This window comes from Nocardia sp. NPDC051900 (assembly GCF_044452545.1).
In the GTDB taxonomy this organism is placed as follows: domain Bacteria; phylum Actinomycetota; class Actinomycetes; order Mycobacteriales; family Mycobacteriaceae; genus Nocardia; species Nocardia sichangensis.
On record NZ_JBITBU010000006.1, the window covers coordinates 66,687 to 88,918 of the forward strand.

Sequence of the window (22,232 nt, forward strand, 5' to 3'; positions counted from 1 at the left end):
TGGTCACGGGGTCGTCCGGTGGGGCGCGAAGTGGCAGGTTCCCCGTTCGTGGGAGGGGAGACGTCTGCGAAAGGGAGACGCCGTTCGCGTCCAGGTTGCGGCGCCACAGCTCTCGGTACTCGCTAAAATATTCGAAACCGACCAGTAATTCGCGTTTCTGGTTTCGTAGCGGAATCCGACGACGCGAGCGTACGCGAGGCGAAAAGATTGACGCGGCACCGGCCTGCCTCTAACCTTCGCGTGGTGAACGATGCTTACCATGCGGCGTCGGGGTGGCCGTCGCAGGTATCGCCATCTCTGCGACCGACGGCTGCCGGATCACTCCACGCTTCCCTGAACGTCGCAGTCGGCAGCGGGCTACCCAGCGCGCCTGCCCCGCACCCGCGCGACGATACGGCCGAGTAACCACCGGACAGGTGTAATTGCACCGACCGGATGTGCGACAAAGGGTATCCACCCTTTGCCCGTCGACCGGGCCACAACTTCGGAGAGGAAGGACGGCGAGTGTTCAGCCGCATCGCCATTGTGAACCGGGGAGAGGCCGCCATGCGCCTCATCCACGCGGTCCGAGACCTGGCCGCGGAAACGGCACGTTCGATCGAGACCATCGCCTTCTACACCGATGTCGATCGCAACGCGACGTTCGTGCGCGAGGCCGACATCACCTATGACCTCGGGCCGGCCTCCGCGCGACCGTACCTGGATCTGAAGGCGCTCGAACGGGCGCTGGTGGCGACCCGGGCCGACGCCGCGTGGGTCGGCTGGGGCTTCGTCGCCGAAGATCCGGCGTTCGCCGAGTTGTGCGACCAGATCGGCGTGACCTTCATCGGTCCGGATGCCGAGGCGATGCGCAAACTCGGCGACAAGATCGGCGCGAAGCTCATCGCCGAAGAGGTCGGTGTACCGGTCGCGCCGTGGAGCCGCGGCCCGGTCGAGACCGTCGACGACGCGCTCGCCTCCGCCGCCGACATCGGCTACCCGCTCATGCTGAAAGCGACCGCGGGCGGCGGCGGGCGCGGTATTCGCGTGGTCACCGACGAGGCCGAGTTGGTCGACGCCTACGAACGCACCCGGCAGGAGGCCGCCCGCGCGTTCGGCAGTGGAGTGGTGTTCCTCGAACGGCTCGTCACCGGCGCTCGCCATGTCGAGGTTCAGGTGATCGCGGACGGTCAGGGCACCGCTTGGGCGCTGGGTGTGCGCGACTGCTCGGTGCAGCGGCGCAACCAGAAGGTCATCGAGGAGTCCGCGTCACCGGTGCTGCGGCCCGAGCAGGTCGCCGAACTCAAGGCCTCGGCCGAGCGCCTGGCGGTCGCGGTCGGTTACCGCGGCGCGGCGACCGTCGAGTTCCTCTATCACCCCGGTGACGAGCTGTTCGCGTTCCTCGAGGTCAACACCCGTCTGCAGGTCGAGCACCCGATCACCGAGCAGACCACCGGTTTCGACCTGGTTCGCGCGCAACTGGCGGTGGCTTCGGGTGAACGGCTCGAGGGCGAGCCGCCCGCCGAGCGTGGGCACGCCATCGAAGCGCGGCTCAACGCCGAGGACCCCGACCGCGACTTCGCTCCCGCGCCGGGCCGGATCGCCCGCTTGGACCTGCCCGCGGGGCCGGGTATTCGGGTCGACACCGGTGTCAGCGAAGGCGATGTCATCCCCGCCGATTTCGATTCGATGATCGCCAAGATCATCGCTTACGGCCGCGACCGGTCCGAGGCGCTGGGCAGGTTGCGCCGGGCCGTCGGGCAGACCCGGGTGATCATCGAGGGCGGCGCTACGAACAAGAGTTTCGTCCTCGAACTGCTGGACCAGCCCGAGGTGATCGACGCGAGCGCCGACACCGGCTGGATCGACCGGGTGCGCGGACAGGGTCGCCTCGTCTCGCACCGCAACTCCGCCGTCGCGCTCGCGGCCGCCGCCATCGACGCCTACGAGGAAGAGGAACGGGCCGAGCGGAACCGCCTGCTGTCCACCGCCGCGGGCGGTCGTCCCCTGGTGCAGCACCACGCGGGTCGACCGCTCGACCTCAAATTGCGCGGAGTCGGCTATCGCGTGCGCGTGGCCCGTACCGGCGCGCATCGTTTCCGCATCGGCATCGAGGCGGGCGAGGACATCCGCACCGCCGATGTCGACTTGGTCCGCTATGACCGGCATTCCGGCCAGATCGTGGTCAACGGCACCGCCTTCCGCGTCACCGCGGGCACGCACGGGCCGATCCACGTGGTCGACGTCGATGGTGTGACCCATCGGGTGAGCCGGGACGAGGGCGGCGTCGTCCGCTCACCCGCACCCGCGCTCGTGGTCGCCACACCGCTGCAGGTCGGCGACGAGGTCGAGGCCAACGCGCCGCTGCTGGTGCTGGAGAGCATGAAGATGGAGACGGTGCTGCGCGCACCGTTCAAGGCGCGACTGAAGGAATGCGCCGTCTCGGTCGGTACCCAGGTGGAGACCGGGGCGCCGCTGCTGCGGCTGGAGCGCCTGGTCGACGACGCGGTCGAGGAGACCGCGGCCGTCGGGTCGGTCGAACTGGACCTGCCTGCCGGGGACGCGCAGGCTCATCCGCACGAGCGGATCGTCCGACGGTCGCAGGACCTGCGCGGCCTGCTGCTCGGTTTCGACGTCGATCCGCACGACGACCGCCGGGTGCTGACGGATTACCTCGATGCCCGCCGTGTCGCCGTCGCGGACGACCGCAGGCCGCTGGCGGAGGAACTCGAGCTCATCGACGTGTTCACCGACCTCGCCGAGTTGAGCCACAACCGGCCGTCGGGTGAGGACGCCCAAGGGCATGTCCACAGTGCCCGCGAGTACTTCCACACCTACCTGCAGAGCCTGGACGTCGAACGGGCCGGACTGCCGGAATCGTTCAAGAGCAAGCTCGCGCGGGCGCTCGGCCACTACGGCGTGTCCGATTTGGAGCGTACCCCCGAGCTCGAGGCCGCGGTCTTCCGGATCTTCCTCGCCCAGCAACGCACCGACACCGTCGCGGTCGTGACGGCACTGCTGCGGGAGTGGCTGGGCGAGCGGATGCCCGATCGAGCCCTGCGCGAACCGGTCGGTCTGGCACTGGAACGGCTGGTCGCCGCGACCCAGGTGCACTTCCCCGTCGTCGCCGATCTCGCTCGCGGTCTGGTGTTCGGCTGGTACGGCCAGCCGTTGCTGCGGCGTAATCGCGCCCGCGTGTACACCAATGTCCGCCGGTCCCTGCGGTACCTGGACACCCATCCCGACGCGTCCGATCGCGCGGAGCGTATCTCCGACATGGTCCGCAGCACCGAACCGCTGGTGCGGTTGCTGGGCCAGCGGCTGGTGCGCGGCAGCGACGACAACACGGCGATGCTCGAGGTGCTGACCCGCCGGTACTACGGCAACAAGGGGCTCACCGGCGTCCGCACCCACGACGTCGACGGATGCCGCTACCTGATCGCCGACCGCGACGGTGCGAGCCTGGTGTCCGCCGCGGTGCGCTTCGACGCGCTCGGCGCCGCGGTGCGCGGGCTGGCCGAACTGACCGGCGACGCGGTGTCGATCGACGCCGACATCTACCTCAGCTGGGAGAAGCAGCCCGCCGACTTCGACGCCATGGCCGCGGCTCTGCACTCGGTGCTCAGTGCGCAGCCGCTGCCGAAGCAGGTGCACCGGATCACCGCGACGGTCGCGGGCAGCAACGGCGCGGTCATGCATCACCACTTCACCTTCCGCCCGTCGGCCACCGGCCCGGCCGAGGAACGACTGATCCGCGGCCTGCATCCGTACATCGCGCAGCGGATGCAAATGGAGCGGCTGCGCAAGTTCGATCTGACGCGACTGCCGTCGTCCGACGACGAGGAGATCTATCTGTTCCGGTGCGTCGCGAAGGACAATCCGGCCGACGACCGGCTCATCGCGTTCGCCCAGGTGCGGGACCTGACCGCGCTGCGCGAACACGACGGACGGCTGCTCGCGCTGCCGACCGCCGAGAGCACGATCGCCACCTGCCTCGACTCGATCCGCCGGGCGCAGTCGCAGCGGCCGTCGGCGAAGCGGCTCAACACCAATCGCATCGTGATGTACGTCTGGCCGCCGCTGGATGTCACTCGCGCCGAGCTCGAGCGGATCGGCGGCCATGTGCTGCCGACGACCGCGGGCGCCGGACTCGAGGAAATCGTGCTCATCGCGCGGGAACGCGACGCGGACACCGGCGAGTTGGCGAAGGTGGCCATCCGGATCAGTTTCGATGCCGCGGGCGGCACCGTGGTGACCTTCGGCGAGCCGTCCGACGAACCGATCGAACCGCTCGACGCCTACCGGCAGAAGGTGCTGCGCGCCGCGGGCCGCAATGCGGTGTACCCCTACGAATTGACCGGCCTGCTCGGCGATTTCACCGAATACGACCTCGACAGCGACCACACGCTCGTCCCGGTCGACCGGCCGAAGGGGCGCAACACCGCCGCGATCGTCGCCGGCGTCATCACCACGGCCACCCCGAAACACCCGGAGGGTGTCACGCGGGTGGTGCTGCTCGGTGACCCGACGAAAGCATTGGGCGCGCTGTCGGAACCGGAGTGCAGGCGGGTGATCGCCGCACTGGACCTGGCCGAGCGCCTGGAGGTGCCGCTGGAGTGGTACGCGCTGTCGGCGGGCGCTCGCATCTCGATGGAATCGGGCACCGAGAACATGGACTGGGTGGCGGCCGCGCTCAAGCGGATCGTCGAATTCACCCAGGCGGGCCGCGAGATCAACATCGTGGTCGCGGGCATCAATGTCGGAGCCCAGCCGTACTGGAACGCCGAGGCGACCATGCTCATGCACACCAAGGGCATCCTGGTGATGACGCCGGATTCGGCCATGGTGCTCACCGGTAAGCAGGCGCTGGACTTCTCCGGCGGCGTGTCGGCCGAGGACAACTTCGGCATCGGCGGCTACGACCGTGTCATGGGTCCGAACGGACAGGCGCAGTACTGGGCGCCGAACCTGGCCGCGGCGCGCGACATCCTGATGGCGCACTACGACCACACCTACATCGTCCCTGGTGAGCAGGCGCCGCGGCGGTCGCAGACGAGCGATCCCATCGATCGCGACATCTCCGATTTCCCGCACGTCCTGGCGGGCAGCGACTTCGCCACCGTCGGCGAGATCTTCTCCGCCACCGCGAATCCGGACCGGAAGAAGCCGTTCGACATCCGCACGGTGATGCGCGCGGTCGCCGACCAGGACCACCCCGTGCTGGAGCGCTGGGCGGGCATGGCCGACGCCGAGACCGCCGTCGTGCAGGACGCGCATCTGGGCGGAATCCCGGTGTGCCTGCTGGGCATCGAGTCCAGGGGCGTGCCGCGGCACGGTTTTCCGCCCACCGACGGCCCGGACACCTACACCGCGGGCACGCTGTTCCCCCGGTCGTCGAAGAAGGCCGCGCGGGCGATCAACGCCGCGAGCGGCAACCGTCCGCTGGTGGTGCTGGCGAACCTGTCGGGCTTCGACGGGTCGCCGGAGTCGATGCGCAAGTTGCAGTTGGAGTACGGCGCCGAGATCGGCCGTGCGATCGTCAACTTCGACGGTCCGATCGTGTTCTGCGTGATCTCCCGCTATCACGGTGGCGCGTTCGTCGTCTTCTCGAAGGCGTTGAACCCGAACATGACCGTCTTGGCGCTGGAAGGCTCGTTCGCCTCGGTGCTCGGCGGCGCGCCCGCCGCGGCGGCGGTGTTCTCCGGTGACGTCGCCACCCGCACCACGGCGGACCCGCGGGTGCAGCAGCTGGAGGTGCGCGTCGCCAACGCGGCCGGTACCGATCGCGCCACTCTGAGCGCCGAACTGGACGAACTGCGCTCCTCGGTGCGCGCGGAGAAACTCGGTGAAGTGGCCGCGGAGTTCGACCGCATCCACAATATCCAGCGCGCGGTCGAAGTCGGCTCTGTCGATGCGGTCATCCGCGCCGATGAACTGCGGCTTCGCGTCATCGAAGCCATCCAGGAGCGCCTGGACGGCTGACGGCGGGCGGGCTGCGTCCTCGGCGGGCGGCGGCTGGACGGTCGGTTGTGCTCGATAGCGGCACAATCCGATCGGCAGTCGTCGCCCGCCCTCGTGTGCGAGCTCGGCTACGCGCCCATGGCTCCCCGTGGCGCACCGTGAATCGGTAGCGTTGACGGTCCGTCGATCGCGGTGGCGGTGCCCGTCTATCGCCGGTTTCGGGGGTGCCGCGCAAAGCTCGCCGGTCTGGTGACGATCACCGGCACCTGCGCCCCGTGTAGTACGGCTCTACTGACCGAACCGAGCGGCATCGCGGAGAAGTCGTCGTGCCCGCGGCTGCCGACGACGATCGACCGCGCTTTCTCGCCCGCCTCGAGCAGTCGCCTGGCGGGGTGGTCCTCGACCACGACACGCCGAACCGTCACCTCCGGATACGCCTCGCTGTACCCTGCCAAACTCCGGTCGAGCAATCCCTCGCCACCCTCCCGCGATTCGATGAGCGAGCCGGGGAAGCCGGACAACGCGTGGACCGCAACGAGATCGGCGCCGCGAAACGCCGCTTCGTCGAAAGCCAAGGAGACGGCTGCCGCGCTGCTCGTGGAGGCGTCGACGCCGACGACGACAGGCCCGTCGCCGTGCTCGACGCCACGGGGAACGACGGCAACGGGGCATCCCGCCTGCCGCGCCAGCGCGGTGCTCAGCGATCCCAGCATCGCGCGGCTGAACGCGCCGAGGTCATGGGCGCCGACCACGAGCAGCCGCGCGGTCTCGGATCGGCGGCGCAGAACCGGAACGGGGGCGGCGTTGGTCAACTCCGCGGTCACGTCGATCCGATGGATCGGAGCGGATTCGGCGATGGCCGTGGCGTACGCGATCTCCAACGCGTCCGGGCCGCCCCACCGATAGCTGCCGGGGGCGGACGGCCCGAACTCGACGCCGGAACCGTGGTCGCCGAGGCCGCCGGTCAGATAGACGAGGTGCAGCGGTGCGTGGCGGTGGGCGGCGTCGATGGCGGCCCAGCGCACAGCGGCAAGCGCCACCTCGGAACCGTCGACACCCGCGAGGATCGGAGCCTTGCTCGAAGTGAACATGGGTTCTCCTCCGGTTCGCATGCGGGGGCCGTTGTCGGGCCGGGTCGAGATCGTGGCGGCGTACCTGCGAGTGTCCGTCTCCTCGGCGAGGCGGCAGTAGAGCAACCGGTAGCCAGCGGCGAAGGACCTAGGTCCCGCTCTTGCACCCGGCCGGGAGCCGCCTTCCCCGCGGCGACCGCTGCGGCGAAGTCGCGGAGCACGATGGTGCGTTCGAGCCTCGGCGACGGGTGATACATCCGTTGGCCTCGCGGAATCAAGGGGGTGCCGGGGCAGACGGGTACGGGCGCGACTACGGGAAACGGGTAGTCGGCTACTCGCGTCGGCAGGTCGAGGAGAGCGAAGGCTCGACTGCATCCTCGGGAGCATGCCTGTCTCGGGGGAGGTGATCATGAGAAACGATTCGCGAGTATTCCTTGTCGCGGCGGCCGTAGCGGGACTGCTCGGCGCGGTGTCGGTACCGGTCGCGGCACCGGAGCCGGTTACCACCGTGCCCAACCCGTCGCCGGTCACGTCGCAACCCGCTTGGCCGAACAGCACGCCCACGGATGACTGGCTGCCCAAGACTACGCGGTCCGATTGGACGACCACCCCGACGACACCGGAGCCCACGACGGGGAAACGGGAGCCCAAAACCACGACTGAACCGGAGCTCACAACCACGACGACAAGGCCGGAACCGACAACCACGACGAATCCGGAACCGACAACCACGACGACAAAGCCGGAGTCCACAACCACGACGCAACCGAGTCCGACGACGACCACGACGACGAAACCGGTCGGGACAACCGCGCCGCCACCGAGTTCCGGTCCGTCCCCTGTACCGACCGAGAGTTCGGCCGTGCTTCCCGCACCCGTTCTCACCGCGCCGGCCACTGCCGAACGCGGCACTGTGATCACTGTGCACGGCGAACGCTGGCCCTGCGACCTGGTGCGGGTGCTTCCGGACTGGTCCGCGGCGGTGACCGCCCAGGCTCAGGGCGGTTCGTTCGATGCTCGCGTCGATGTGCCACAGGGAGCCGCACTGGGTCTGCACTCCATCCCCGCCGCCTGTTCGGGAACCTCTCAGCGCATTGTCGCGAAGACATCCGTGGAGATATCACCCGCGCGGCTCGTCCCCACATCCAACGGACCCGGAAACCCGGAACGGCCCGGCGAGCCTCCGCTTCCTCCGGGACAAGCCGATGCGGGCAACCCGGACACCGGCCCCGTCGGCATAGTGGGCCTCGGAGGGTTCCTCCTTGCCCTCGGTGCCGCGGCGCTGGTCATACGGGGTCGCGGGAAACGCCCGGGCGGCGCGTCGCACGACGAGGATCCGCATCTACCACAGGTAGAGGTGCGTGTGGTCGCGGACGTCCCCCCATCCATCCACGTTCGCCAGGTCGCCCGCGCTCCCGACGTCCGGGTGCGGCTGCGGGCCTGCGAGCCATGGCTGAGCGTCAAGGAGGTATTCGGATGACAAGTCCAGCGTTGATCAGGGCTCGGACAGTGCTGTTCCAGAACGCTCCGCACGATGTCGGTGTGGGCGAGTTGGCCGAGTGCCTGCACGAAAGGGGCGCCGAACACCTGGCACTGCGCCGGGCGCCGGGCGTGGCCGCGCTACTGGAGTCGGCGGCGCTGCGCGAGGTGGCCGAGACGATAGATGGGCTGCTCGAGGTCGACTTGGGCACTGTCGCGATCGAGGGTTGGCGCCGTTACGACCGGCTACGCATGGCGGCGATGCGTACAAGTGCGGGCGGAGCCGAGCAGGTGACGCTGTTCGAACACGAGATCACCCAGACCTACCATCCGTGCCTGGACGTCACCATCGACGGAAATACGGTGGGGGAGTTCACGATCGAGCTCTGTGTCGCGCTGCTGCTCCAGCCGCTCGCCGCCACGGTTCGCAACGGCATGCTGTCGGCGCTCGGCCCCGGCGATTGCACCGTGACGGTATCGATCGGCGCGCCGGAGCTCGGGCCGATCATGAAACGCCAACGCACGCTGCACACGGCGACCATGATCGACCTCCGATGGCCCATCCCGCTCGTCGAGCAGCCCGGAGCCTCGTCCGTCGATCGCGTGCACCGGGTGCGTCCGCCGCAATCGCGGTGGACCGGTGGATGATGGAAAAGTGTGGGCGTCAGGGCATGTCGCCGCCTGGGCCTTCACCGGCCGGGCCGTGCTCTCATTCCGTCGAGCCGGAAGCGCGGCGAGAGCTGTCGGTCGTGCAGCTGACATGGGTGGACGGCTTGGGGCCGACCATCAGGCCGGTGGATGCCAGCTCGGTGTTGAGCCGGTCGAGCGCGATGCCCGGCTCGACCACGGCGGTGGCGGCGGCACGGTCCACCGACACCGCACGCGTGCAGTATTTGCTCCGGTCCATGACGATCGCCGCGTTGCGGCATTGCCCGGCCAGGCTCGTGCCGCCACCACGCGACACCACCGGCACGTCGTGCGCGCGACAGACGGCGACCGCCGTGGCCGCGTCCTCCGGTGTGCGCGGCACGACCACCCCGAGCGGGACGGCGCGATAGTTGGACGCATCCGTCGAGTACGTCGCGCGGCTTCCTGAATCGAATCGAACCTCGCCGTCGATCCGCTCGGTGAGGTCCGCGCGCAGTGCCTCCAACGGCCATTGGGAACGACCGGAAGCGCTGTGACGGCCGGGCAATTGAAGCGAACGCGCCATTTCGGGCACATCCTCTCGACGACGGCAGGTGAGCATCGGAACAGACGAGAACACCGCGCGGATGCCCGTCCGGTCGCCGCGTATGCCTCGGGTTGAGGGCTGCCGGCCGGGGTAATCGGCCCCGGAGACGACACCTCGAAGGCGGACAGGAGAACGACATGGCTGACCAGGTCGCCGACTATGTCTTGCGACGACTCCGTGACTGGGGCGTGCAGCAGGTGTTCGGCTATCCGGGCGACGGCATCAACGGCTTGATCGCCGCGTTCGGGCGGGCCGACAACAAACCCGCCTTCATTCAGGCGCGCCACGAGGAGATGGCCGCGTTCCAGGCGGTCGGCTACGCGAAGTTCAGCGGCGAGGTCGGCGTCTGCACTGCCACGTCGGGTCCGGGAGCGATCCATCTGCTCAACGGCCTCTACGACGCGAAACTCGATCACGTGCCGGTCGTGGCGATCGTCGGGCAGACCGCGCGCAGCGCGATGGGCGGCAGCTATCAGCAGGAAGTCGATCTGCAGAGCCTGTTCAAGGATGTCGCTTCGGACTACTTGGTCGAGGTGAACGTTCCCGATCAATTGCCCAACGCGCTCGACCGCGCGTTCCGTGTCGCGACCACCCGCCGGGCCCCCACGGCGCTGATCATCCCCTCCGATCTGCAGGAGGAGCGCTATCAGCCGCCCGAGCACGCGTTCAAGCAAGTGCCATCCAGCCCGCCCTCGGCACTGCATGCCACGGTCACCGCGGATCGCGCCGGCATAGAACGAGCCGCCGAGATCATCGACGCCGGGTCGCGGGTGGCGATCCTCGTCGGGCAAGGCGCCCGGGACGCCGCCGAGCAGGTGATGGAGCTGGCCGAGATCACCGGAGCCGGGGTGGCCAAAGCCCTGCTCGGCAAGGATGTGCTGCCGGACGACCTGCCGTACGTGACCGGATCCATCGGGCTCCTGGGTACCCGGCCCAGCTATGAACTGATGCGCGACTGCGACACCCTGTTGATCATCGGATCGAATTTCCCTTATTCGCAGTTCCTTCCGGACTTCGGCCAGGCGCGTGCGGTGCAGATCGACATCGACGGCGCCATGATCGGCATGCGATACCCCACCGAGGTCAACCTCGTCGGTGACGCGAAACGAACACTCACCGAACTGCTTCCGCTGCTGAGCCGCAAGTCCGATCGCAGCTGGCGGACGACGATCGAATCCAACGTGCGGCGCTGGTGGGACACGATCGAACGCCAGTCGCTGCTGGACGCGAAGCCGGTCAATCCCATGCGGGTGGTGTGGGAGCTGTCGCGGTACATCCCGGAGGACGCCATCGTGACCGCGGACTCCGGGTCGTCCACCAACTGGTATGCCCGCTGTCTGCGGTTCCGCGGGCGGATGCGGGGTTCGTTGTCGGGGACGCTGGCGACCATGGGGCCCGGCGTGCCGTACGCGATCGGCGCGAAGTTCGCCCACCCGGACCGGCCGGTGGTCGCTCTCGTCGGTGACGGTGCGATGCAGATGAACGGCGCGGGCGAATTGCTGACCATCAGCCGCTACCACGAGCAGTGGCGCGATCCACGGCTGGTGGTGTGCGTGTTCCACAACAACGACCTGAACCAGGTCACGTGGGAGCTGCGCTCGATGGGGGGCGCGCCGAAATTCGAGGAATCGCAGTCGCTGCCGGAGGTCTCCTACGCCGAACTCGCCCGCACGTACGGCCTGGGCGCCATCGCCGTGGACGACCCCAACGACCTCGCGCCTGCCTGGGAAGCGGCGCTGTCGGCCGAGCGGCCCACGGTGCTCGACGTCCGCTGCGATCCGGAGGTGCCGCCGATCCCACCGCACGCCACCTGGGACCAGATGAAATCCACCGCCGAAGCGGTGCTGCGCGGCGACCCCGACGCATGGCATCTCGTGGCACAAGGCGCGAAAGCCAAGGCCCAGGAATTCGTCCCCGGCCACCGCGGGTGATCTCGCCGGTAGCAGGTGAGGAGTATCGATGACTCAGGTGTCGTATCCACTCGCACCGCAGGTCACACCGACCAGGCCGTTTCCGGCGCGGACGGCTCCGAAGGGCTCGGTGTTGTGGCGGCTGGTCACCACGACGGACCCGAAGCTGCTCGGCATCATGTATCTCGTCGCCGCGACCGCCTTCTTCTTGCTCGGCGGTCTGATGGCGCTGCTCATGCGCGCGGAACTGGCACGGCCGGGCCTGCAGTTCCTCTCACCCGAGCAGTACAACCAGCTGTTCACCATCCACGGCACCGTCATGCTCCTGCTGTATGCGACTCCGACGGTGTTCGGATTCGCCAACGCGGTCCTTCCGCTGCAACTCGGAGCACCCGACGTGGCATTTCCACGGTTGAATGCCTTGAGCTTCTGGCTGTTCCTCTTCGGCGGGACGATGGTGGTCTCCGGATTCGTGACACCCGGCGGCGCGGCTGATTTCGGATGGACCGCGTATACGCCACTGAGCGACATCATCCACGCGCCCGGCCCCGGAGCCGATCTGTGGATCATGGGCTTGGTCGTATCCGGTTTGGGCACCATTCTCGGCGCGGTGAACATGATCACCACCATCGTCTGCCTGCGCGCGCCCGGCATGACGATGTTCCGCATGTCCATGTTCGGGTGGAACATCCTGGTGACCAGCGTGCTGGTGTTGCTCGCGTTCCCGATTCTCACCGCCGCCTTGATGGCGCTGGCCTACGACCGGCATCTCGGCGGGCACATCTACGACGCCGCCACCGGTGGCGTCCTGCTCTGGCAGCATCTGTTCTGGTTCTTCGGGCACCCCGAGGTCTACATCGTGGCACTGCCGTTCTTCGGGATCATCAGCGAGATCCTGCCCGTGTTCAGCCGCAAACCCCTGTTCGGCTATGGACCTCTGGTGTACGCCACCATCTCGATCGGAGTGCTGTCGGCAGCGGTATGGGCGCATCACATGTTCGCGACCGGGGCGGTGCTGATGCCCTTCTTCTCGATGATGACCTTCCTGATCGCGGTGCCGACCGGGGTGAAATTCTTCAACTGGATCGGCACCATGTGGAAGGGGAACCTGACTTTCGAGACCCCGATGCTGTTCGCCGTCGGCTTCATCGTCACTTTCTTGTTCGGCGGACTGTCCGGCGTCATCCTCGCCAGCCCGCCATTGGACTGGCAGATTCACGACACCTATTTCGTCGTAGCCCACTTCCACTACGTGTTGTTCGGCACGATCGTTTTCGCCACTTTCGGCGGAATCTACTTCTGGTTCCCCAAGATGACCGGGCGCTACATGGACGAACGCCTGGGCAGGCTGCATTTCTGGACGACATTCGTCGGCTTTCACACGACCTTTCTGGTTCAGCACTGGCTGGGCGCCGAAGGTATGCCCCGCCGGTACGCCGACTATCTGCCGACCGACGGGTTCACCGCGCTGAACGCCATCTCGACCATCGGATCGTTCATTCTGGGCGTCTCGATGGTCACGTTCGTATGGAATGCGTTCCGCAGCTACCGCTACGGCGAGGTCGTCACCGTGGACGACGCCTGGGGCGGGGGAAATTCACTCGAATGGGCCACGACCTGCCCGCCTCCCCGGCACAACTTCTACGAACTCCCCCGTATCAGATCCGAACGCCCGGCCTTCGAACTCCACTACCCACACATGCGAGAACGGATGCGCGCGGAATCGTACGTCGGCTGGGGCTCGTAGGTGGCACGAAGCCGGTGTGATCATCGCGGTTCGCCGCGATGGTCGGCCGGGGTGTAGGGGATGTTGGCGGCGCGGTTCTCATCGACCCGGATCGCGCGCCCGAGCTGCGGGAAGGCGCGCTGGGCGCAGTCGGGGCGTTCGCAGATCTTGCAGCCCGCGCCGATGGGCACCGCGGAGGTGTCGTCGTGGATGGGCAGGCCGTGGGAGTAGACGAGCTTGTCGGCGTAGGCCAGGTCACATCCCAGACCGATCGCGAAATCCCTTCTGGGAGAGAGGTATCCGGGGGTGCTCTCGTCGGTGGTTCGGGCCGGCCAGAGGTATTTGCGTCCGTCGGGCATCTCCGCGATCTGGGTACGGATTCGACCGGGCGTGGTGAAGGCTTCGTGGACGACCCACAGCGGGCAGCTGCCGCCGACCCGGGAGAAATGGAACGCGGTCGCGGATTGGCGTTTGGAGATGTTGCCCGCGCGGTCGGTGCGTACGAAGAAGAACGGGACTCCGCGTCGTCCGGGGCGTTGCAGCGTGGACAGGCGGTGGCAGACGGTCTCGAAGCCGACCTCGAACATCGCCGACAGCAGATCGATGTCGTAGCGCAGCTCTTCGGCGGCGTCCCGGAACCGGGTGTAGGGCAGGATCAGCGCCCCGGCGAAGTAGTTCGCCAACCCGACCCGCAGGAGCCCGCGCGATTCGTCAGCCATCGACTCCACCCTCGCGGTCAACGCATCGATGGTCGCGGTCTGGGTGAGAAAAGCCAGCTGCGTGGCGAGTTGAAAGGCCCGCTGACCGGCGGAGAGCCTGCGGGCGAGCGTGATACGGCGCGCTTCGGGGTCGTAGACGCGCTTGGGGCCGGGGCGGTGTGGGTCGTCGGATCTGATCGCGACCGTGATGCCGTACCGCTCGCGCAGGAGTTCGCTCAGTTGCAGGTCGAGGCCGCCGATGCCAAGACCGTGGTCGGCGAAGAGTTGTTCGGCGGCCTGGTCGAGTTCGGGGATGTGGTTGCGGTGGTCGTAAAAGAAGTCGCGCACGTCCTCGTACGGCATGGCACGACCGGGGTCGGCCGTAGGGCTTTCGATGCCCGCGGAGAATCGTTCGAGTTGTTCGGTCGCGCCACGCAGACGCCGGTGCAGGCTCACCAGGACGCGGGCGGCGGCGGGCACCCGGGAGACCAGGTCGTCGAGTTCGGCGGTGGACACCGTCGCGCTGTCGGGATCCTCGGCGAAGACGTCGTGCAGGTCGGCGAGCAGTCGCGCGTCGGTGTCGGCGGCGAAGAACCCCATGTCCAGGTCGAAGGTGGAATTCAGGCGTAGCAGCACCGGCACCGTCAGGGGCCGCTGATCGTTCTCCAGCTGGTTGACGTAGCTGACCGACAGCGCGAGCGCCTTCGCCAGGCCCGATTGCGACAAGCCGCGTTGCTCGCGCAGTGCGCGCAGCCGTCCGCCCGCATACATCTTCTGCATGCTCGCGAATGTAGCACCACGAGATTTCGCAATTTCCACAAATTTGCTGATTGCGGTACGCAAAATTCGGCATTTGTAACGGATTTCCCACGTGCACAGGCGTGTGTAGTGTGCGAAAAGAAACCCGGAAATTGATGATCTGGAGGATTCCGTCGTGAAAAACCACTTCGTCCGCACGCGCCGCTCCGCTGAGCACTTCCCCCGCGAGGAGCACCTCGCGTGGCGGATCGCCGAGGTTGCCGCGGACCCGGTGGCGGTCGCTCCGGAGACCGAGGAGATGATCGTCAACCGGATCATCGACAACGCGGCGGTCGCGGCGGCGTCGGTGACGCGTCGTCCGGTGGCCAACGCGCGCGCCCAGGCGCTGGCGCACCCGTACCAGCCGGGCGCGACCGTCTTCGGCGTCGACGGCCGATGCTCGCCGGAGTGGGCGGCCTGGGCCAACGGCGTGGCCGTGCGCGAACTGGATTTTCACGACACTTTCTTGGCCGCGGAGTACTCCCACCCCGGCGACAACATCCCGTCGATCCTGGCGGTAGCCCAGCATGCCGGACGCGGCGGGCGGGATCTGATCCGCGGGTTGGCGACCGGATACGAGATCCAGGTGGACCTGGTGCGGGCGATCTGCCTGCACGAGCACAAGCTCGACCACGTCGCCCACCTCGGCCCCTCCGCCGCCGCCGGTATCGGCACGCTGCTCGGCCTGGACACCGAGACCATCTATCAGGCCATCGGTCAGGCACTGCACACCACCACCGCCACCCGGCAATCGCGCAAGGGAGAAATCTCCAGTTGGAAGGCCTACGCACCCGCTTTCGCCGGGAAGATGGCGGTGGAAGCGGTCGATCGTGCCCTGCGCGGTGAAGGCGCGCCGTCGCCGATCTGGGAAGGGGAGGACGGCGTCATCGCCTGGCTGCTGGGCGGCCCCGACAAGGAGTATTCGGTGCCGCTGCCCGGCCCGGGTGAACCCAAGCGCGGCATACTCGACACCTACACCAAGGAGCATTCCGCCGAATACCAGAGCCAGGCGCCGATCGACCTGGCGCGCCGGTTGCGTGAGCGGATCGGCGACCTGGACCGGATCGCCTCGATCGTGCTGTACACCAGCCACCACACGCACGTGGTGATCGGCACCGGATCGGGCGATCCGCAGAAATTCGACCCGACGGCGTCCCGCGAAACCCTCGATCACTCCGTCATGTACATCTTCGCCGTCGCCCTGCAGGACGGCACCTGGCACCACGAGCGCTCCTACGCCCCCGAACGTGCGCAGCGACCCGACACCGTCGAGTTGTGGCGCAAGATCTCCACCGCCGAGGACCCGGAGTGGACCCGGCGCTATCACTCGACCGACCCGAACGAGAAGGCGTTCGGCGCCCGCGCCGAGGTCACGCTGAAGAGCGGCGAGGTGATCGTCGACGAACTCGCGGTCGCCGACGCGCACCCGCTCGGCGCGCGGCCGTTCACCCGCGACCAGTACATCGCCAAGTTCCGGACGCTGGCCGAGGGAGTGATCGACGCGGGCGAGCAGGTCCGCTTCCTCGACGTGGCCCAGCGCACCCCGCAGTTGTCCGCCGAGGAACTGGGTCAGTTGAACTTCACCGTCTCCGACGAGGTACTCGCGCGGGCGCCGAAACTGCCGAAGGGACTGTTCTGATGACCGGTCTGCTGGCCGCGGCCACGCCGGCCGCCGACAAACGCGCCGCGTTCCGCGCGGGCCTGGCCTCCGGAACGATCCAGCGTTTCCCGGGTGCGTTCAATCCGCTGGTAGCCAGGCTGATTCAAGAAATCGGCTTCGAAGGCGTGTATGTCTCCGGCGCGGTGGTCTCGGCCGATCTGGCGCTGCCGGATATCGGGCTCACCACCTCGACCGAGGTGGCGGAGCGCGGTCGGCAGATCGCGCGCGTGACCGATCTGCCGGTGCTCATCGATGCCGACACCGGCTTCGGCGAGCCGATGAGCGCCGCGCGCACGGTCTCGATGCTGGAAGACGCCGGAATCGCGGGCTGCCATCTCGAGGATCAGGTGAATCCGAAACGGTGCGGTCACCTCGACGGCAAGGCTGTGGTGCCGGTCGAGGAGATGGTGCGCAGGCTCCGGGCGGCGGTGTCCGCCCGGCGGGATCCGAATTTCGTGCTCTGCGCGCGCACCGACGCCGCCGGGATCGAAGGCATCGACGCCGCGATCGATCGGGCGGGGGCCTATGCCGAAGCGGGCGCGGACCTGATCTTCACCGAGGCGTTGCGCACCGTCGCGGATTTCGAGAAGTTCCGGGCCGCGATGCCGATTCCATTGCTGGCGAATATGACCGAGTTCGGTAAGTCCGAACTCATCCCGGCGGCGACACTGGAGCGGATCGGCTACAACGCGGTGATCTACCCGGTGTCCACCCTGCGGTTGGCGATGTTCGCGGCCGAGGCCGGGTTGCGGGAGATCTTCGAGCAGGGCACGCAATCGGGCTTGCTCGATCGAATGCAGCCCCGCTCTCGCCTGTACGAGCTTCTCCAGTACGAGCGATACAACGAATTCGATTCCGACATCTTCGATTTCACTCTGGGAAGGAACCAGTGATGAACACCGCATCGCCAAGCGATTCGATGGGGGGCGGTGGTCGGGCGACGGGTGGGCCGGAGGCCGCGGTACCGACCATAGCCAAAGGCCTGGCAGGCGTCGTCGTCGACACCACCGCCATCTCGAGGGTAGCGCCGGAAACCAACTCTCTGACCTACCGGGGCTACGCCGTACAAGACCTGGCCGCACACTGCGGTTTCGAGCAAGTGGCGTATCTGCTCTGGTACGGCGAGTTGCCCTCGGACGCCGAACTGGAGCGGTTCCAGCAGCGAGAACGCGCGGCCCGCCGGGCCGACCGGTCACTGCTGTCGCTGGTGGCCAAGTTGCCCGACACCTGCCACCCGATGGATGTGGTCCGCACCGCCATCAGCTACCTCGGCGCGGAAGACCCGGCCGAAGACGACAATTCGGCGAATGCCAACCGCGCCAAGGCTCTTCGCATGTTCGCGGTGCTGCCGACCATCGTCGCGGCCGACCATCGCCGTCGCCATGGCCTGGACCCGATCGCACCGCATTCCCATCTGGGGTACGCGGAGAACTTCCTGAACATGTGCTTCGGGACCATCCCGTCGCGCGCGTTGGTGGAAGCGTTCGAAGTGTCGTTGATCCTCTACGCCGAGCACAGCTTCAACGCCTCCACCTTCGCCGCCCGCGTCGTCACCTCCACACAGTCGGACATATACAGCGCCGTCACCGCCGCCATCGGCGCATTGAAAGGGCCCCTGCACGGCGGCGCGAACGAAGCCGTCATGCACGACATGCTGGAGATCGACGACCCCGCGCTGGCCCAGGCATGGTTGCGTAACAAGCTGGCGCGCAAGGAGAAGGTGATGGGCTTCGGCCACCGCGTCTACAAGAACGGTGACTCCCGCGTCCCCACCATGAAGAAAGCCTTCCTGGATATCGCCGCGGCGACCGACGGCCAGAAGTGGGTGCGTATATACGAGGTCCTCGAGCGCACCATGCGCGAGGCCACCGGCATCGAACCGAATCTCGACTTCCCGACCGGCCCCGCCTACTACCTGCTCGGTTTCGATATCGAGGTGTTCACCCCGATCTTCGTGATGAGCCGCATCACCGGCTGGACCGCGCACATCATCGAGCAGGGCGAATCCAACGCGTTGATCCGGCCACTGAGCGAATACGTCGGCGTCCCGCAACGGACGGTCGTCGCCTGAACTTTCCGCACTGCGGATCGTGCTCGGGTGCGATCGGCCGGGAACCGGGAGGAGTTGTCGGCTGGGCCACGGCGATCCTCCGGACCCGATCGGAGTCCGGCACCTTACTGATCTCCGCCATGGCGGCGCCGGCCTGTGTGTGACGACTGCGCGCAACGGGAATTCGATAGGGGGCAGCGGCCCTTGCGGTCCCGCCCTACACTCGACGCACACGCAAGCTCTCCACGGAGGTGATCGGCGGTTGAATCCCATGAATCCGCGCGACCAACACACCGCACGTTATGAAGCCGGTTATCAGCCGGGCGATTACCGTGATCCCGGGTACGGCCAGGATCGCGGAGACGGCCGGTCCTCCGGGTACGGCCAGGATCGCGGGTACGGCCAGGCTTCGGGATACGGGCAGGAACACGGGTACGCCCAGGAACACGGGTACGCCCAGGATCACAGATACGACCAGGCGTCCGGATACGGCCAGGACCAGGGACAGGGCGCGTATCAGCACTCCGAACGCCCGGAGAGGCAACCTCGGTCGCGGCAGGAGCCGGACGTCAATATCGGCATGTTCGTCGGCGGTGTGATCGCCGCGGCGGTGGTGACCGCGCTCGCGGCGTGGTTGTGCGCGTGGATCATCGAGATCATCGCCACCCGGGTGAGCGAGAGCGGCAAGTTCGGGGTGTGGAACCCGATGGCCCAGGATGCGTACTGGTTTGCCGTGGTGGCATTCATCTGTGCGCTGTTGGGCGGGGTGCTGTGGTATCTGCTGCGCCTGGGCACTCCGTCGCCGGAGTTGTTCTTCGGCTGGATCGTGGGCATTCTGACCGCCGCGGCGGTGATCATTCCTGTGGCACTGTCCAGCGACCTCTGGGTCGGCATCTCCACCGGGATCGAACATTTGGTGATCGGGCTCCCGATCCTCAGCCTCGTGCGCATGGTGGGCGCGAAGAGCATCGTGCCCCGGTGATCGACCCTGCACAATGTTTGCACGCGCGCTGCCGGAGCCGGATGGGGATGTCCAGGTCGACTATGTCCCCTACGCGGCCACGGCTTTCCCATGGGAAAGCGAAGTGTACGGTCGCTCCGAACGGGAGGCGATCGACAAAGCGCGCGTCCTGGTATCGGCAATGGCCCAGCTGTGCGGGGCCACTCGGATCGCGCTGCTCGGCTACAGTCAAGGCGCGGACGCGGCAGGTGATCTCGCGGCCGAAATCGGTACCGGACTGGGCGTGGTGCCGCCACACCGGGTCGTGCTGGTCGGGCTGATCTCCGATCCTCGTCGCTCACCCGGCGACCTTCTGATCGGGCCGCCTGTCCCGGGTGCGGGCGCGATCGGCCCTCGCGCAGGGGGTTTCGGCTGGCTCACCGCGCGGACCTACACCTTCTGCATCGCGGGTGACCTGTATTGCGCGATGCCGGACGGCGACTTCGCCGGACGCATCGCCGGCTTCTTCGTGCAACTGTCGAATCCCGATCCCGGCAACATGGGTGAATACCAAGCGGCCACCTCGCCGCTGGAGCCGGTATCCACCGCGTCGGAGAGCGTGACCGAGAGCGTTCTGTCCAGATGACGACCCGTCGCGTCCACCGCCTCGCAGGGGAGTCGGGGTAACCAAGACGCAAGTGGACCACTCTCGCCGTCATGCCCTCGTTCACTCGCCTGATCCGAGTGCACTTCTGCACCGGTATCCGGGATCCGGTGCGCCGTGACCTGGCCGCGGTCACGATGGCGTGCGCCTGTGCGGGCCTGTTCTCGACCTGGTCGAACGGCACATTGCCCGCGTAACGCGAACAAGTCGTCGAATACCTCGCCGAGACGCTGACCGCTTACCGTCGCCTGTACCGCCGAACCCCGTCCGATGATTGACGGCAGATGCCGTCAGTTCTAAATTGATGGCACTTGCCGTCAATTCGAAAGGTGTCGTCATGGCCCTGTTCAACCCGAAGACCGAGACGTTCGAGGAGTTCGATCCCGCCACGCGGGCTCGGCTGCGGTCGGTGGTCGACTTCTTCGAGCGGAAGGGCAAGCAGGCGCTCACCAGCGACGCGCACCGAGCGGAGTGGTACGAGGACTGGATGCGGTTCCTGGCGGAGAGCCGGATCATCGCCTACATGGCGACCCCGCGGGCGAGTTCGGGCGCGGATCCGGAGAAGCGCTGGGACACCGCGTTCATTTCCCGGTTCAACGAGATCACCGGCTTCTACGGATCGCAGTACTGGTATGCGTGGGGCGTCTCCACGCTCGGCCTCGCCACCATCTGGCAGAGCGCCAACGGCAAGGCGCATCTGCGTGCGGCCGAGGAACTCGACCGCGGCGGGATCATCGGGTTCGGGCTGTCGGAAAAGGACCATGGCGCCGACATCTACGCTACCGATATGCTGCTCTCTCCGGATGGCGCAGGGGGTTTCACCGCCACGGGCAGCAAGTACTACATCGGCAACGGCAACGTGGCCAGGATCGTGCCGACCATCGGCAGGCGCACCGACCTGGAGGGTTCCGACGCGTACGTCTGGTTCATCGCCGACAGCCAGCACCCGAACTACCGGCTGGTCAAGAACGTCATCCACGGGCAGAACTTCGTCTCCGCCTACGACCTGGTGGACTATCCCGTCTCGGCCGACGACGTACTCCACGTAGGCCGCAAGGCGTTCGACTCCGCGCTCGCCGCGGTCAACTGCGGCAAGTTCAACATCGGCATGGTCGCGTTGGGGATCGTGGAGCACTGTTTCTACGAGACGATCAACCACGCCGCCGCCAAGGTCTTGTTCGGGCACCCCGTCACGGACTTCCCGCAGGTGCGCCAGATCCTGAGCGACAGCTACGTGCGCATGACCGCCATGCGGCTCTACCACGAACGAGCGATCGACTACATGCGCTGCTCGACCCCGGAGGACCGCCGCTTCGTGATGTTCAACTCCATCGGCAAGATGAAGGTCACTCGCGAGGCCGAGCGCGTGTTCCGTGAACTCTCGGATGTCATCTCCGCCAGAGGATTCGAGAAGGACTCCTACTTCGCGACGGCACGCGGCACCATCGACTCGATGCCACGGCTGGAGGGCACCGCACACGTCAATATGGCCTTGACGTTGAAATTCATGCCGAACTTCTTGTTCAACCCCGCGGAACTGCCGCCGGTCCCGGTGCGACGGGATCCCGGCGACGACGAGTCGCTGTTCCGGCAACCGGGTGCGGCGGGTTTGGGCGCAGTGCGATTCGCGGATTGGCGGCCGGCGTACGAACGCTATCGGCACCTGCCCAACGTGGCATTGTTCGTCGAGCAAGCCGAGCGCTTCACTCATTTCCCCGTACAGGCACCGCCTACCCCGGCCCAACTCGAGGATCTGGACTATCAGCTCGCGGTGGGGGAATTGTTCACGCTGCTGCCTTACGGGCAGCTCATCCTGGAACAAGCCGAGATCAAAGGGGCGTCCGAGGACATTGTGGACTCGATCTTCGAGATATTCGTGCGCGACTTCTCCTCGTACGCGCTGGGAGTCTTCTCGAAAGCCTCCTCGACCACCGCTCAACAGGATTGGGCACTGAGCGTGCTGCATAAGCCGATCATCGACGTCCAGCGAACCGCGCGCCTGCACGACGAGGTGATGAGCCACGCGGGCGTGTTCGAAATGAACCCGTAGCAGGCCGCCCCCG

The 22,232-nt window shown here is 67.2% G+C and carries 14 protein-coding genes and 1 pseudogene; 12 read left to right on the forward strand and 3 right to left on the reverse strand.

Going from position 1 to position 22,232, the window contains the following annotated elements; all coding sequences use genetic code 11:
- Positions 1–504: 504 nt before the first annotated feature.
- Entirely contained in the window at positions 505–5,961 is a 5,457-nt protein-coding gene (locus ACIA5H_RS11330) for a carboxyl transferase domain-containing protein (protein WP_397075607.1), read from the forward strand.
- Positions 5,962–6,146: 185 nt separating this feature from the next.
- Here the strand turns inward: ACIA5H_RS11330 and ACIA5H_RS11335 are convergent, their stop codons facing one another.
- Entirely contained in the window at positions 6,147–7,031 is an 885-nt protein-coding gene (locus tag ACIA5H_RS11335) for a universal stress protein (RefSeq protein ID WP_397075609.1), read from the reverse strand.
- Between the two features lie 841 nt (positions 7,032–7,872).
- Between ACIA5H_RS11335 and ACIA5H_RS11340 the strand changes: the two genes are divergently transcribed.
- Together ACIA5H_RS11340 and ACIA5H_RS11345 are read left to right on the forward strand one after the other, a co-directional pair.
- Complete coding sequence (locus tag ACIA5H_RS11340; protein ID WP_397075611.1) at positions 7,873–8,490, forward strand: hypothetical protein; 618 nt, start codon at positions 7,873–7,875, stop codon at positions 8,488–8,490.
- Complete coding sequence (locus tag ACIA5H_RS11345) at positions 8,487–9,137, forward strand: hypothetical protein (RefSeq protein WP_379253499.1); 651 nt, start codon at positions 8,487–8,489, stop codon at positions 9,135–9,137. The genes ACIA5H_RS11340 and ACIA5H_RS11345 overlap by 4 nt, the downstream gene beginning before the upstream one ends.
- A gap of 61 nt (positions 9,138–9,198) precedes the next feature.
- Here the strand turns inward: ACIA5H_RS11345 and ACIA5H_RS11350 are convergent, their stop codons facing one another.
- Positions 9,199–9,702 (reverse strand): FAD-binding oxidoreductase, encoded by a 504-nt coding sequence (locus ACIA5H_RS11350; RefSeq protein ID WP_379253500.1) that lies wholly within the window; start codon positions 9,700–9,702, stop codon positions 9,199–9,201.
- 158 nt (positions 9,703–9,860) lie between these two features.
- Here ACIA5H_RS11350 and ACIA5H_RS11355 point away from each other — a divergent pair, with 158 nt between their 5' ends.
- Positions 9,861–11,654, forward strand: a complete 1,794-nt coding sequence (locus tag ACIA5H_RS11355; RefSeq protein WP_397075614.1) for a thiamine pyrophosphate-requiring protein — start codon at positions 9,861–9,863, stop codon at positions 11,652–11,654.
- 28 nt (positions 11,655–11,682) lie between these two features.
- On the forward strand, positions 11,683–13,380 hold the full coding sequence (ctaD, locus tag ACIA5H_RS11360; protein ID WP_397075616.1) for a cytochrome c oxidase subunit I: 1,698 nt from the start codon (positions 11,683–11,685) through the stop codon (positions 13,378–13,380).
- Between the two features lie 20 nt (positions 13,381–13,400).
- Here the strand turns inward: ctaD and ACIA5H_RS11365 are convergent, their stop codons facing one another.
- Complete coding sequence (locus ACIA5H_RS11365; RefSeq protein WP_397075618.1) at positions 13,401–14,837, reverse strand: short-chain fatty acyl-CoA regulator family protein; 1,437 nt, start codon at positions 14,835–14,837, stop codon at positions 13,401–13,403.
- A gap of 154 nt (positions 14,838–14,991) precedes the next feature.
- Between ACIA5H_RS11365 and prpD the strand changes: the two genes are divergently transcribed.
- The 7 genes and pseudogenes from prpD (at position 14,992) to ACIA5H_RS11400 (ending at position 22,219) form a co-directional block, all read left to right on the forward strand.
- Complete coding sequence (prpD, locus tag ACIA5H_RS11370) at positions 14,992–16,494, forward strand: 2-methylcitrate dehydratase PrpD (RefSeq protein ID WP_397075620.1); 1,503 nt, start codon at positions 14,992–14,994, stop codon at positions 16,492–16,494.
- Positions 16,494–17,408, forward strand: a complete 915-nt coding sequence (gene prpB / locus ACIA5H_RS11375) for a methylisocitrate lyase (protein ID WP_397075623.1) — start codon at positions 16,494–16,496, stop codon at positions 17,406–17,408. Before prpD ends, prpB begins: the two co-directional genes overlap by 1 nt.
- Before the next feature lie 26 nt (positions 17,409–17,434).
- The gene (locus tag ACIA5H_RS11380) at positions 17,435–18,586 is read left to right on the forward strand and encodes a bifunctional 2-methylcitrate synthase/citrate synthase (protein ID WP_379253661.1); all 1,152 of its coding nucleotides are present in this window, start codon (positions 17,435–17,437) and stop codon (positions 18,584–18,586) included.
- Positions 18,587–18,836: 250 nt separating this feature from the next.
- Entirely contained in the window at positions 18,837–19,547 is a 711-nt protein-coding gene (locus ACIA5H_RS11385) for a hypothetical protein (protein ID WP_397075625.1), read from the forward strand.
- Positions 19,548–19,560: 13 nt separating this feature from the next.
- Positions 19,561–20,079, forward strand: a pseudogene (locus ACIA5H_RS11390) (cutinase family protein); the annotation flags it as partial.
- Between the two features lie 143 nt (positions 20,080–20,222).
- The gene (locus ACIA5H_RS11395; RefSeq protein WP_397075627.1) at positions 20,223–20,366 is read left to right on the forward strand and encodes a hypothetical protein; all 144 of its coding nucleotides are present in this window, start codon (positions 20,223–20,225) and stop codon (positions 20,364–20,366) included.
- A gap of 140 nt (positions 20,367–20,506) precedes the next feature.
- Complete coding sequence (locus ACIA5H_RS11400; RefSeq protein ID WP_397075629.1) at positions 20,507–22,219, forward strand: acyl-CoA dehydrogenase family protein; 1,713 nt, start codon at positions 20,507–20,509, stop codon at positions 22,217–22,219.
- Positions 22,220–22,232 lie beyond the last annotated feature (13 nt).

Bases quoted from the DNA above. Each gene is read 5' to 3' on its own strand.
- ACIA5H_RS11350 (WP_379253500.1), bottom strand. From the start codon at position 9,702: ATGGCGCGTTCGCTTCAATTGCCCGGCCGTCACAGCGCTTCCGGTCGT.
- ACIA5H_RS11355 (WP_397075614.1), top strand. From the start codon at position 9,861: ATGGCTGACCAGGTCGCCGACTATGTCTTGCGACGACTCCGTGACTGG.
- ACIA5H_RS11365 (WP_397075618.1), bottom strand. From the start codon at position 14,837: ATGCAGAAGATGTATGCGGGCGGACGGCTGCGCGCACTGCGCGAGCAA.
- ACIA5H_RS11335 (WP_397075609.1), bottom strand. From the start codon at position 7,031: ATGTTCACTTCGAGCAAGGCTCCGATCCTCGCGGGTGTCGACGGTTCC.
- ACIA5H_RS11395 (WP_397075627.1), top strand. From the start codon at position 20,223: ATGCCCTCGTTCACTCGCCTGATCCGAGTGCACTTCTGCACCGGTATC.
- ACIA5H_RS11385 (WP_397075625.1), top strand. From the start codon at position 18,837: ATGAATCCGCGCGACCAACACACCGCACGTTATGAAGCCGGTTATCAG.
- ACIA5H_RS11345 (WP_379253499.1), top strand. From the start codon at position 8,487: ATGACAAGTCCAGCGTTGATCAGGGCTCGGACAGTGCTGTTCCAGAAC.
- ACIA5H_RS11380 (WP_379253661.1), top strand. From the start codon at position 17,435: ATGGGGGGCGGTGGTCGGGCGACGGGTGGGCCGGAGGCCGCGGTACCG.
- prpB (WP_397075623.1), top strand. From the start codon at position 16,494: ATGACCGGTCTGCTGGCCGCGGCCACGCCGGCCGCCGACAAACGCGCC.
- ACIA5H_RS11400 (WP_397075629.1), top strand. From the start codon at position 20,507: ATGGCCCTGTTCAACCCGAAGACCGAGACGTTCGAGGAGTTCGATCCC.
- ctaD (WP_397075616.1), top strand. From the start codon at position 11,683: ATGACTCAGGTGTCGTATCCACTCGCACCGCAGGTCACACCGACCAGG.